This is a genomic window from Limnohabitans sp. (assembly GCF_030158565.1).
Classification (GTDB): Bacteria; Pseudomonadota; Gammaproteobacteria; order Burkholderiales; family Burkholderiaceae_C; genus Limnohabitans_A.
The window spans coordinates 59,115-71,876 of sequence record NZ_JAOASQ010000063.1 but is presented as its reverse complement, the minus strand read 5'-3'; the positions used below and the strand labels follow the sequence as shown (position 1 = coordinate 71,876).

Below are 12,762 nucleotides of genomic sequence, written 5' to 3'. Positions count from 1 at the left end.
TTCAGCTGGCCATCACAAGCTCGTTTGCAGCATGTCCCGGTATTCCTCGGCGCTGGCGATGCGCGGGTTGGTCTTGTGGCAGTGGTCGGCCAGCGCACCGGTGATGACCTGATCGAACAGGCTTTCGGTCACACCCATCGCCCCCAGCCCGGTGGGCAGGCCCAGGCGGGCGTTCATGTCTTTGATGGCGTCGGGGATGTCCGAGCCGCTTTGCAAGCCCATGGCCTGCGCCATTCGGGCCAGGCGCTTGTCTTTTTGCACGGTTTCAGCGGCAGCGTTGAAGGTCACCACCGCAGGCAAAAACATGGCGTTCAAAGTGCCGTGGTGCAGGCGCGGGTTCACGCCACCCAGGCTGTGGCTCAAGGAATGCACGCAGCCCAAACCCTTTTGAAAGGCCATGGCGCCTTGCATGCTGGCGCTCATCATGTTCAGACGGGCTTCGCGGTCTTGGCCGTTGGTGGTGGCGCGTTCGATGTGCGCCCAGGCGCGTTGCAGGCCGTCGAGCGCAATGCCGTCGGCAGGCGGGTTGAAGGGCGCGGCCATGAAGGTTTCCATGCAGTGCGCCACCGCGTCCATGCCCGTGGCGGCCGTCAGCATGGGCGGCAAGCCCAGCGTGAGTTCGGGGTCGCAAATGGCGGCACGGGGCACGATGAACCAGCTGTGAAAACCCAGTTTGCGGCCGTCATCCACGATCAAGATGGCCCCCCGAGCCACTTCGGAGCCCGTGCCTGCGGTGGTGGGTACGGCAATCAAGGGCGCCACCCGGTCTGTGATCTTGAGCGAGCCGCCTTCGATGGTGGCGTAGGTCTTGAGCGGGCCTTCGTGTGTGGCGGCAATGGCCACGCCCTTGGCGCAGTCGATGGACGAGCCGCCGCCCAGCGCGATCAGACCGTCGCAGTTGTTTTGTTTGTAGACGGCGGCAGCGGCGCGCACAGCGGCCTCGGTCGGGTTGGACGGTGTCTGGTCGAACACGCTGACCTGCAGGCCGGGCAGGGCGGCAAGGGCCTTGTCCAGGATGCCCACGGCCTTGACGCCCGCATCGGTCACGATCAAGGGTCGGGTGATGCCCACGCGTTCGCATTCGGCCTTGAGCAAGCTGATCGCGCCAAAGTCGATCTGGATTTGGGTGACGTAATTGATGAATGACATGCAAAGTTCTCCAGGATGTGTGCAGGTGACAGACCCCTGCTGCGGGGCGTTGTACGATTTGCGTTCATTTTGATTCAGGAACCGGCTTTGTCCACCCGGTGCAAGGCCCCAGCCGTCACGTTGGCAACACCCGAACCCCACCAACTCCAGTTTTCATGAGCAGCCACCACAGCAACCCCAGATCCCTGTTGAACCCGGCCACGCGCACGCTGATCGACCGTGTGCAGAAGGCAGGACGACCGCCCATGCACGCCATGACGGCAGAGCAAGCCCGCGCGTTTTACGACATCGGCGGCCCCATCCTGGACCTGCAGCCTGCACCCCATGTGGACCGGGTGCAGGACATCACCATCCCCGCACGCGATGGCCACCCCATGCCCGCGCGCCTGTACGCCCCCCACAGCGACAGCGCTTTGCCGGTGTTGCTCTACCTGCACGGCGGCGGTTTCACCGTGGGCGGCCTCACCACCCACGATGTGCTGTGCCGCCAACTGAGCCGCCAGGGCCACTGCGCTGTGGTGTCGCTGGACTACCGGCTGGCCCCCGAGCACCGCTTTCCGACAGCCGTGCACGACGCTTGGGACGCGCTGAACTGGCTGCACCAGCAGGGCCACACCTTGGGCCTGGACTCCACGCGCCTGGCCATTGGCGGCGACAGCGCAGGCGGCACTTTGTCTGCCGTGTGCGCCCTGATGGCCCGCGATGCCGGTCTGAAGCTCGCCTTGCAGCTGCTGTTTTACCCCGGCTGCGGCTCCAAGCAAGACACGGCCTCGCACCACAGCTTTGGCGAAGGCTTCATGCTCGACAAAGACACCATCGCCTGGTTTTTTGACGGCTACATCGACCAAGCCGACCGTGACGACTGGCGTTTTGCCCCCGGCAACGCCCCCGATCACTCTGGCCTGGCCCCGGCCTGGATGGGCCTGGCCGAATGCGACCCATTGGTGGACGAAGGCGTGCGCTACGCCGACACGCTGCGCATGGCGGGCGTGCCGGTCGATCTGGAAATTTACCGGGGCGTGATCCATGGCTTCATCACCATGGGCCGCGCCATCCCTGATGCCCTGAAGGCCCACGCCGATGCGGGCCGGGCTTTGAAACACGCTTTTGAAAGTTGAACCCATGAAACGCCAGGACTTCCGTTTTTCTCACCGCATGCGCGTGCGCTGGGTCGAGGTGGACATGCAAAAGATCGTCTTCAACGGTCACTACCTCATGTACTTCGACACCGCCGTGACCGACTACTGGCGCAATCTGGCCATGCCTTACGCCGACACCATGCACCAGCTCGGCGGCGACCTGTATGTCAAAAAAGCCAGCGTTGAGTACCACGCCAGCGCCGAGATGGACGACTACATGGATGTGTGCATGCGCTGCGACCGCATCGGCAACTCGTCCATGACCTTCGCCGGAGCGATCTTCCGCGGCGACGAACTGCTGATCACCAGCGAGTTGGTCTATGTCTACGCTGACCCGGTGGCCAAAAAGAGCCAGCCCATCCCGCCCCAGCTGCGTGAAATGCTGGAAGGATTTGAGCGCGGCGAAGACATGGTGCAGCTGCACCTGGGCTCTTGGCACGACTTCCAGAAGCTGGCCGCACCGCTGCGCACCGAAGTGTTCGTGGATGAACAAAAAGTGCCCGCCGACATGGAGTGGGACCACGACGACGAAACCGCTTTGCACTGCGTGGCCATCAACCGCATGGGCATGGTGCTGGCCACGGGCCGCTTGCTCCAACACGCCCCGGGCGTGGCCCGCATTGGCCGCATGGCCGTCAAAAAGCAGATGCGCGGCAGCGATTTGGGCCGGCGCATCTTGAACGCACTGATGGACGCGGCCAAAGCGCGAGGCGACACGCAAATGGTGCTGCATGCCCAATGCAGTGCCGAAGGCTTTTACAAACGTTCGGGTTTCGAGCCGCACGGGGCCATTTTTGAAGAGGCGGGCATTGCGCACATCGAGATGGTGCGCACGCTGTAGGCCCGGCGCCTGAGGCGGGATTGGCGCACGCAAAGCGACGACATGGGCGCCAAGGGCTGTGCTTCTGTGGGCCTCCGCTCAGATGTCTTCAAGCAAAGCGTAGGGCAAAGGCAGCAGCGCCAGAACAGCGCCGTCGACACTGCCCACTCGCCAGCCAGTCTGTTGGCTCTCCAGCGTACCGCTGACCAGCGCATCAAAGCCTTGACCATCGGGCCTGGCCGCGGTCAGCACCACGGTGGCGCAAGGCTGCTCGGGATTGGTGGGGGTGAACACCTCTTGCCCAGCCGTCAACGCCACAGGGCTGTGCACCAGCGCCATGCGGCGCTTCAATGTGCCGCGAAACTGGCTGCGGGCCACGACTTCCTGACCGGGGTAGCAGCCTTTTTTGAAGTTCACGCCGCCCACCGATTCGTAATTGAGCATTTGGGGCACGAAGGCCTCGAACAAGGGCTGGCTGAGCAGGGGCACACCGCTCATGACTTCGGACCATGACCAGATCGCAGTCGAAACTTCAGGGGCTTGGGGCAAGGCCTGAGTTGGCGGCGCCAGCCAAAGAGCGCGGGGCACTTGAACGTCAGCCACGACGGCCGGGTAGAGCGCGACCGCGTGGGCCGCATCGGCCGATGCGGTGTGCCAGGGTGAGGCATCGCCGAGCAAGGCACGAGCGCTGTCGCCCAGCAAACCACGCAACTGCCATTGCTCACTGGCATCGCTGAGCTTGACCTTGGCACGCAGAACGAACATGGACAGGCGCTTGAGCGTCTGGGCCAGCAAATCCTGGCTCATGACCAGCAGCACCGTATCGGGGGCTGTTTTGATCACCACAAAACTGGCCTGCATGCGTCCTTTGGCCGAGCAAAAAGCCGCCAGACGGGCCTGGCCCACGGGCAAGAGCAGCACATCGTTGGTCAATTGGTTGTGCAAGAAGTTGGCGGCATCTTCGCCCTGGGCCTGAATCACGCCCCAATGGGGCAGAGCGGCCAAGCCGTTGAGCAAGCGGGGATCTGCTGGAGAAAAGGTCTGGGTGGACATGGTGCGCTTTGACAAATGGAGCCCAAGGTCAGGGGCGAGGGTGCAGGGTAAGCCCTGAATTATGATCAAGCCTCGTTTTGACGGGGCCGACACGGCTATTTTTCACGGTATTTTGCAAAAGGCCTCGGGTGATCAAAAGTTTGTTCAAGGGTGTGGTGGTGTTGCTTTTGCTGGCCGGGGCTTTGGCCGCCGGGGCCTACCACTGGCTCCAACAGCCGATGGGGTCCCGCATGGGCGGGATGGAAGCACTGGATTTGTCGATTGAACCCGGGACCTCGCCCAAAGCGATTGCCCAAATGGCGGTGGATGCCGGGGCCGATGTGCCGCCTCTGGCTTTGTACGCTTGGTTCCGCTTGTCGGGCCAATCGCGCCAAATCCGGGCCGGCAGCTACGAGTTCAACGCGCAGACCACGCCCGTGCGGCTGTTGTCCATGCTGGTTCGCGGCGAAGAAAGCCTGCGCACCCTCACGCTGGTGGAAGGCTGGAACATCCGCCAGCTGCGCCAGGCGCTGGCCCGAGCCGACCAGCTCAAACCCGACAGCCAAGCCTTGGACGATGAGGCCTTGATGGTGCAATTGGGGCGCCCTGGCGTGCATCCCGAAGGCCGGTTTTTTCCGGACACCTACAGCTACGCCAAGGGTTCCAGCGATCTGGCGGTCCTCAAACGCGCCATGAAAGCCATGGACAAACAGCTGGACAAGGCTTGGCAAGCCCGCTCGGCCCTGGCCGCAGTCAAGTCGCCCGAAGAAGCGCTGATTTTGGCAAGCATTGTAGAAAAGGAAACCGGCAGAGCCTCTGACCGCCCTCAGATTTCAGGGGTGTTCAACAACCGCCTGCGCATCGGCATGCTGTTGCAGACCGACCCGACGGTGATTTATGGATTGGGCGCTGCTTTTGACGGCAATTTGCGCCGCAGCGATTTGCGCACCGACACGCATTACAACACCTACACCCGCGGGGGCTTGCCCCCCACGCCGATCGCCATGCCCGGCAAGTCGGCCATGCTGGCTGCTGTGCAACCGGCCGACACGCGTGCCGTGTATTTTGTGGCCAAAGGCGATGGCAGCAGCCACTTCAGTGCCACCTTGGACGAGCACAACCGTGCGGTCAATCGCTTCCAGCGGGGGCGCTGACGGGATGGCACGCGCTTGGCTTAGGCGACAATCGACGATTCACTTCACACCTCTATGACACGCGGCACATTCATCAGTTTTGAAGGCATCGATGGTGCGGGCAAATCCACCCACATCGAGCGCGTGGCTGCGCTTTTTCGTCAAGCGGGCAGGGCGGTGGTGTTGACCCGTGAGCCCGGTGGCACCGCCTTGTCCGAAAAGTTGCGCGAACTGGTGCTGCACGAGCCCATGGATGCGCTGACCGAGGCGCTGTTGATGTTCGCCGCCAGGCGCGAGCACCTGGTGCAGGTCATCGAGCCAGCGCTGGCCCGTGGCGATGTGGTGCTGTGTGACCGATTCACCGACGCCACCTTTGCCTACCAAGGCGGTGGCCGTGGTTTTGACTGGCAAGTGCTCCTTCAGCTGGAGCGCATGGTGCAAGCCACGCCTGAAGGCCTTCTGTGCCAACCCGAACTCACGGTCTGGTTCGACCTGGACCCACAGATTGCGGCCGAGCGACTGGCCTCGGCCCGCGTGCCCGACAAATTTGAATCCCAACCGACGGCCTTTTTTGCGGCGGTGCGTGCCGGTTATGCCCGCCGTCAAACCGATATGCCCGAGCGTTTTGCCCGCATTGATGCCGCGCAGACCCGCGAGGCAGTGGGGGCCGATGTGGCGCGGGCCGTGCAAGCTTTCTTAGAAAGGGGCCATGCATGAGCGTTGTCTTGAATGCCCCTTGGATCACCCGCCAGACCACCGAATTGCTGACCCAGCGTGGCCACGCGTGGTTGCTGCAAGGGCCTTCGGGTTTGGGGCAGTACGAACTGGCGCTGGCCCTGGCATCGGCCTGGTTGTGCGAAAAACCGACCGAGCAGGGCGCTTGTGGCGAATGCCCCAGCTGTCATGCCATTGCCGTGCGCACCCATGCCGACCTGGCCGTGCTGATGCCCGAAACCCAAATGATGGAGCTGGGCTGGCCACTGTCTGAAAAGGCGCAAGCCGAGATCGACGACAAAAAGCGCAAGCCCAGCAAGGAAATCCGGGTGGAAGCCATGCGCGATGCGGTGGAGTTTTCGCAGCGCACCGATGCCCGTGGTCGCGGCAAGGCGGTGCTGGTCTTCCCGGCCGAGCGCATGAACACCGTGACAGCCAACGCTTTGCTCAAGACACTCGAAGAGCCGCCCGGCGATGTGCGCTTTGTGCTGGCCACCGAGGCCAGCCATTTGCTGCTGCCCACCATACGCAGTCGTTGCTTGGCCCACACCATGAAGTGGCCTCAAGCCGATGAAGCCATGACCTGGCTCAAGGCACAGGGTGTGCCCGATGCGGTGGCGCAAGCCCTGTTGCGCAGCGCAGGCGGACGCCCAACCGATGTTTTGCGGCAGGCCGAAAGTGGCTTGTCACCTGACTGGTGGGCCGCTTTGCCCAAGGCCATGCTGCAAGGCGATGCCCGTCATCTGGCCGATTTGAGTCCGGCCCAAGCCATCGACGCCCTGCAGAAGCTTTGCCATGACCTGGTTTTGCGCCAAGCCGGTGCAGATCCGAGGTTTTTTGAGGTCAGTCAACTGCCCACCAGCCAGGCATCGGTGACGGTTCTGACCGACTGGTTCAAACGCCTGATGCTGTCGGCACGCAGTGCAGAACACCCCTTCAATGCCGGTCTGATGCTGGAAGCTTTGACCGCCGATGCCCAACAAACCCTGCGCACGCAGGGCTGATCCATGTACACCGACTCCCATTGCCATCTGAATTTTCCTGAACTGATGAGCCAGCTGGACACCATCCAGCATGCCATGCTGGCCGCCAAGGTCACCCGTGCTCTGTGCATTTGCACCACACTGGAAGACTTTGACAGTGTTCATGGCCTGGCCATGGCCCACGACAACATGTGGGCGACGGTGGGCGTGCACCCCGACAACGAAGGCGTGCGCGAACCCAGCTTGCAAGACCTGCTGGACGGCGCAGCGCGACCCAAAGTGGTGGCCATTGGCGAGACGGGCCTGGATTATTACCAGATGGAAGAACGCAAGGGTGGGCGAACCGTGGCCGACATGGAATGGCAGCGTGAGCGATTTCGCACCCACATCCGTGCCGCAAGGCAGACACAATTGCCGTTGGTGATCCATACCCGGCAGGCTTCTGACGACACCATCGCGATATTGAAAGAAGAGGGCGAAACCGGCGGTGCCGCTTGCGCGGGAGGGGTGTTTCACTGCTTCACCGAAAGCCAGCAGGTGGCGCGGGCGGCCTTGGATCTGGGCTTTTACATCTCGTTTTCCGGGATACTGACTTTCAAGACCGCCGCCGATCTGCGAGAGGTGGCCAAGTTCGTGCCCGATGACCGTTTGCTGATCGAGACCGACAGCCCTTATTTGGCACCGGTGCCTTACCGGGGCAAGACCAACAACCCGTCCTACGTGCCCTTTGTTGCCAAGCAATTGGCCGAGCTGCGAGGATCTACCGCCGAGGCGATCGGTGAATTGACCAGCTTCAATTTCAATCAGTTGTTCTCTAAAATATCAGCAACTTAAAGCTATGTCTAACTTTAAAAAAGTCAAATATATCCTTGTTTTTATTGGTTTTTTTTCATTTTTACATACTTCATTTGCGGGCTCTTATGAGGATTTCTTCAGAGCCCTGATGGTGGACGATGACAAGGGTATTGAGCGTTTGCTGAGCCGCGGGTTTGACCCCAATACACACGATGAAAAAGGCCGTCCCGCTTTGCTTTTTGCGTTGCAAGTACCAGCGCCCAAATCGGCCGAAGTCTTGATCCGTGCAGAAAAAACCCAAGTTGAGCTGCGCAACGACAAGGATGAGAGCCCCTTGATGCTGGCTGCTTTACGGGGCGAAAAAGCATTGGTTGAATTGTTGATCTGGCGCGATGCAGATGTGAACAAGTCTGGCTGGACGCCTTTGCATTACGCAGCCAGTTCGGGACAGGTGGGCATTGCCAAATTGCTGTTGGAGCACAGCGCTTACATCGACGCTGAATCGCCCAATGCCACCACGCCCTTGATGATGGCCGCGATGTACGGCACACCCGAGGTGGTCAAATTGTTGATTGAGGAAGGTGCTGATCTTTCTTTGAAAAACCAGCTTGGCATGACCGCATTGGATTTCGCCAAGCAAGCCAGCCGCAAAGACGCTATCCAACTGCTTCAAACTTTGCCACGTACTCGCAAGGCGCCTTTGCCTGTGCCATCTGATAACGGCTTGCTTGAAATTCGTTCTGGTGACAAGGGCACTGGGGTTCTTCGCGTCGAATAAGGGACTGTCTTGGAGTGTCACACTCCTTCTATCAACAAGTTCGTACGATGTATATTATGTTAAGTCATTCAGATATGCATTCAAAGATGAATCCAATGAAGCATGAATGAGCGCCAACGCACCGTCCATTCTGGTTTGAAAAGCTATCTTCTGAGCTGACGATCGACAACTGTGCTGAGTACACAGAAACCGTCTCAGAAGGAAAACGCCATGAAAAACACATCTGCGATCATTTCGGCTTTGCTGGCTGTGACGCAAGCGTGCTGGATGCTGGAGCCCGCCAATGCCCAACCGGGCCACGACAAACGCGACAAACCTCACAAGCCTCAAACGCACCAAGGCCAACAGCAGCAGCGGGAAGATCGTCAAGCAGGTCGCGACATGCCTTACCGTGAAGGCAGGCACCCGCCCTCTTACAACGGACCCGTTCAGATCGGTTCCTATTTTCAGTCGCACCACCGCGAAGCGGCCCAGGAGTATTACGGGCGCCCCGAAAACAGAGGCTATTGCCCGCCTGGGCTCGCCAAAAAAGGGGGCAGTTGCATGCCGCCTGGACAAGCCCGAAAGTGGCAGCGCGGCCATCCCTTGCCTGCAGGCTTGGTCTATTACGAAGTGCCCCGCAGCGTGGTGCTGACCTTGGGTGTACCGCCCTCGGGCTACCGCTACGTCAGGGTCGCCTCCGACATCTTGCTCTTGGCTGTGGGCACCAACATGGTGGTCGATGCCATCGAGGACCTGGTTCGATGAGCCATCTGCGGCCAAGCTCAAGGGGTCAATATCAGGGTGTGTTGGGGTTTGCTTTGGGATTTCAAGGACCTGTAATGCCCCGAGGCCCAAGCTTTGGCCATGTCTCGGCTGCGCGGGTCAAAGGCATGGCCTGATTGACCCGTTTGGTAAATGAACACCGATTGCTCGGGTTCGGCCAGGTCGTAGACCGCCCGCATCGACGCCGCATGGCGGTTGGCAAAGAGTTCTTTGGGGTCGTTGGCCCAGTATTGGCCCACATTCACCGTGAACAAGTCCCCTGCACTCTCAGTGCGCACATCAAACACGGCGTTCAAATAAGGCACTTTGCCAAAGGGTTTGTGGCTGCTGATGGCCGGGTGCCAAGCACCCCATCGCCAGGTGCGCATGTCCTTGCCATGTTGGGGGGCAATGCGGGTCAAAGCACGATCGAGCGCAGCAGACACTTGCACCGGGCAGCCTGCAGCGCCGCACCAAAAAGCGTCCGAGCGTTTCACAATGCCTTCCACCGCCGCACGGAAATGGCGTTTGCCATACAGCGCCTGAAAACGCTCGGCCCCCAGATGCGGCACCAGCAAACCGCGTGTCAACTCGTCGGCCCAGACGTTGAACACCAGCGCAGCAGCGCTGTCTGCTGTCATTTGCCCGTCAAAAGTGGCCAGCATTTTCAGGGCTTGATCGCCCAGCGGGTGTTGAGCTTTGGCGGTCAGAACCACCGGCAGCAGGGCTTTCGCACCCAGCGACATGACGTCGTTTTGTATGGCTTGCAGGCTTTCCCGGCTGTGTTGAGGGCTGGCGGCCAGCAGTTGTTCGATGCGGTCAAAGCGTTCAGGCGTGGTCCAGTCGCCGCCCACAAAATGTGCATAGCCCGGAGGCAGGACGTTTTGGTTGGCGGTGGCGTGCCAGCCTTTGGATTCGATGGTTGGGCGATCGACTGTGGGGTTTTCCGAGGCGGGCAGCCAGCCGGTCCAGTCGTATTGGGCCAGCCATCCGGGGGCAGGCGCCACGCCCCGAATGTCGTTTTGAGGTGAGCGAATAGGCAGCTTGCCCACGGCCTGAAACGCCACATCGCCCAACGTGTCGGCCATGACCACGCTTTGCATGGGCGCATGGTTGTCGGTGAAGGCTTTTTGCAACTCGGGCACGGTTTGCGCCCAGTTGGTCAGCATGCCCGCTTCGACTGTTTTGTTGTCTTCGGTCAAAGCCGACCAGCGCAGGCTGATGGCGTAGCGCTGCTTGTTGATGAGTTTGCCGTACTGAGCTTGTACGTCGCTGATGACCGGCCCGTGGCGCGTACTGCGCACTTGCAGGGTCACATCGCCCTGCCCTTTGATGCGGATGGTTTCGGCGCGCTGTTCAAATGCAGCCCATCCGGTGGGCGTGCGGTATTGGCCGGGTTGGGCTGCGTCCAGCTGCTCCAGGTACAAATCCTGAACATCCGGGCCGGTGTTGGTAAAGCCCCAGGCCACGCCTTGGGTACGGCCCAGCACCACAAAGGGCAAACCAGGCAAGGTGGCCCCGATCACATCCAGCGCGGGGTGTTTGTGTCCACCGGGCAACTCGCCCGCAGGCGCTTTGAGGTGCGCGAAATACCAAATGGCGGGCGAACTCAAAGCCAAGTGCGGGTCGTTGGCCAGCAGGGGTTTGCCGCTGACGGTGCGGCTGCCGGGCACCACCCAATTGTTGCTGCCCTTGCCTTCCAGAACGCCAACATCGCGCACCCAGTCGGCTGACCATTGGGCCAGGGCGGTGGGCGCCGGCTCGATGGCCAATGCGTTTTTGTCCTTGGGGGTGTAGACGCCCAACTCGGCATACAAGGCGGGCAAATCCACTGCGGTGGCGGGTTTTTCGCCCGGGTACGGTGGCAAAAGTTGCCACAGCTGCTCACGGTTGAGCACCTGCGAGGCCGACAAACGGGCGAATTCCTGCCCCCAGTTGCCCCCCAAATCAAGCGCCATCATCAGCGCCCAGCCCAGGCTGTCTTCGGGTGACCAAGCTTGACCTTTGGGGCCACCGGCCACGGTGCCGAGCAGCTTGAATTCGGGCGATGGCCGCACAGCGCCACTGGCCCAGGCGTTTTGAATGCCTTCGCTGTAGGCCTGCAGGGCCGCTTGTGTTGCAGGCGATAAACCCTTCAACTGTTTTTGGGCCATGCCGATGATGCCCAGCGTGCGCATGAGTTTGTCGGTGTCCAGCGTGGCCGCACCCAACATTTCAGACAACTCGCCGCGCATCAGGCGGCGGTTGAATTCGAGCTGCCAGCCGCGTTCTTGCGCATGCACAAAGCCCAGCGCACGCCAAGTATCCAAGGCGGTGGCACCTTCGATGTGCGTCACATCAGCGGCATCGCGGGTGATGCTGGCCGGGGCACTCAAGCCCGCCAGTTTGAGCTGTCCGTCTAGTTGCGGCATGCTGCGCAGCAAGTGCACGGCCAATGCGCCGCCTGACACCAACACGGCGGCCAGCAGCAGCAAAACGAGTCTTCCAATCCATTTCATGGGTGTCTCCTGTTGGGCGTTGGGCACGCCTCTTGTCTGGCCTGTTCAGGCTTTGATGCTTTTTTAAATATGGCCCCAAACCATCAGCGCGTCACGCCCTTCGGTGACAAGGTCCACCTTGGCGCCCACGGGCAGCAGCACCTTGGTTTCGACATGGCCAAAGGGCAAGCTGGTGAGCACAGGCGCCTTTATCTGGGTGCGCAGCCATTCGACCACCGTGGCCAGCTTGAAGCCTTTGTCGTGCGCGGGCACCAGCTTGTAATTGGTGAACTGCCCCATCAACACCGCTTTTTGCTGAGCCAACACGCCCGCATGCAACAGCTGCGTGAGCATGCGCTCGATGCGGTAAGGGTGCTCTCCCACGTCCTCAAGAAAGAGCACGCCACCCTTGACTTGCGGGAAGTACGGTGTGCCCAACAGCGAGGTCAGCACCGTCAGGTTGCCGCCCCACAGCGCCGCGTCTTTGACCAACACGCGGCGCTCGGCCTCCAGCTTGGGCAGTTGCCAGCCGGTGCCCTCGCCCTGCTCCAGCAGCAAGTCGTCAAAGCAGGCTTGCATGATGTCGTCGGGCTGCTGTTCGGGACCGAAGTCTTCGCCCAATGCGGGGCCTTGCCAGCTGATGCGGCCAGTCTTGGCATACACCGCCTGGTTGACGGCGGTGAAATCGCTCAAGCCCACAAACTGCGTGCCTCCATCGATGGCTTTGGCGATCTGTTTGTAGGGCAAGGCGGACAGGATGCGCGTGAGGCCGTAACCACCACGCGAAATCAGCGCCACATCGGCCCCGCTGGCGGCTGCTCGCGTGATGGCCGCGATGCGTGTCGCGTCGTCGCCCGCAAAGCGCATGTGGCTGGCCAACGCCGCTTCGTCCACCTCGACTTCATGGCCTTGGGCTTGCAGGCGCTTCACGCCACGGCGGAAAGCGGCTTTGTCGCGCACCGCGCTGGAGGGGGAAAAAATGTAGATATGGGCCATGA

The 12,762-nt window shown here is 61.2% G+C and carries 12 protein-coding genes; 8 read left to right on the top strand and 4 right to left on the bottom strand.

Annotated features, from left to right (window positions below):
- Window positions 1-12: 12 nt before the first annotated feature.
- A complete protein-coding gene (locus Q1W40_RS13375; protein ID WP_300712883.1) occupies window positions 13-1,149 on the bottom strand; it encodes an iron-containing alcohol dehydrogenase in 1,137 nt (378 codons plus the stop codon).
- Between the two features lie 155 nt (window positions 1,150-1,304).
- On the opposite strand from Q1W40_RS13375, the gene Q1W40_RS13370 reads away from it, so the two are divergent.
- Entirely contained in the window at window positions 1,305-2,267 is a 963-nt protein-coding gene (locus tag Q1W40_RS13370; protein WP_300712881.1) for an alpha/beta hydrolase, read from the top strand.
- Between the two features lie 4 nt (window positions 2,268-2,271).
- Window positions 2,272-3,129, top strand: a complete 858-nt coding sequence (locus Q1W40_RS13365) for a YbgC/FadM family acyl-CoA thioesterase (protein WP_300712879.1) — start codon at window positions 2,272-2,274, stop codon at window positions 3,127-3,129.
- A 78-nt stretch (window positions 3,130-3,207) separates the two neighbouring features.
- Here Q1W40_RS13365 and Q1W40_RS13360 read toward each other — a convergent pair whose 3' ends face one another.
- Window positions 3,208-4,161: a folate-binding protein gene (locus tag Q1W40_RS13360; protein ID WP_300712877.1), complete on the bottom strand. Its 954-nt coding sequence runs from the start codon at window positions 4,159-4,161 to the stop codon at window positions 3,208-3,210.
- A 131-nt stretch (window positions 4,162-4,292) separates the two neighbouring features.
- On the opposite strand from Q1W40_RS13360, the gene mltG reads away from it, so the two are divergent.
- From mltG to Q1W40_RS13330, 6 genes are all read left to right on the top strand, one after another.
- Window positions 4,293-5,294 carry an endolytic transglycosylase MltG gene (mltG, locus tag Q1W40_RS13355; protein WP_315169069.1) on the top strand — a complete coding sequence of 334 codons (1,002 nt, stop codon included), beginning with the start codon at window positions 4,293-4,295 and terminating at the stop codon, window positions 5,292-5,294.
- Window positions 5,295-5,348: 54 nt separating this feature from the next.
- A complete protein-coding gene (gene tmk, locus Q1W40_RS13350) occupies window positions 5,349-5,990 on the top strand; it encodes a dTMP kinase (protein ID WP_300712875.1) in 642 nt (213 codons plus the stop codon).
- A complete protein-coding gene (locus Q1W40_RS13345; RefSeq protein ID WP_300712873.1) occupies window positions 5,987-6,991 on the top strand; it encodes a DNA polymerase III subunit delta' in 1,005 nt (334 codons plus the stop codon). The genes tmk and Q1W40_RS13345 overlap by 4 nt, the downstream gene beginning before the upstream one ends.
- Window positions 6,992-6,994: 3 nt before the next feature.
- Window positions 6,995-7,804, top strand: a complete 810-nt coding sequence (locus Q1W40_RS13340) for a TatD family hydrolase (RefSeq protein WP_300712871.1) — start codon at window positions 6,995-6,997, stop codon at window positions 7,802-7,804.
- Window positions 7,805-7,808: 4 nt separating this feature from the next.
- On the top strand, window positions 7,809-8,543 hold the full coding sequence (locus Q1W40_RS13335; protein WP_300712869.1) for an ankyrin repeat domain-containing protein: 735 nt from the start codon (window positions 7,809-7,811) through the stop codon (window positions 8,541-8,543).
- Between the two features lie 210 nt (window positions 8,544-8,753).
- Complete coding sequence (locus Q1W40_RS13330) at window positions 8,754-9,290, top strand: hypothetical protein (protein ID WP_300712867.1); 537 nt, start codon at window positions 8,754-8,756, stop codon at window positions 9,288-9,290.
- 17 nt (window positions 9,291-9,307) lie between these two features.
- On the opposite strand, the gene Q1W40_RS13325 is transcribed toward Q1W40_RS13330, so the two are convergent.
- A complete protein-coding gene (locus Q1W40_RS13325; protein ID WP_300712865.1) occupies window positions 9,308-11,785 on the bottom strand; it encodes a penicillin acylase family protein in 2,478 nt (825 codons plus the stop codon).
- A gap of 63 nt (window positions 11,786-11,848) precedes the next feature.
- Entirely contained in the window at window positions 11,849-12,760 is a 912-nt protein-coding gene (locus tag Q1W40_RS13320) for an LD-carboxypeptidase (RefSeq protein ID WP_300712863.1), read from the bottom strand.
- Between the last annotated feature and the right edge of the window lie 2 nt (window positions 12,761-12,762).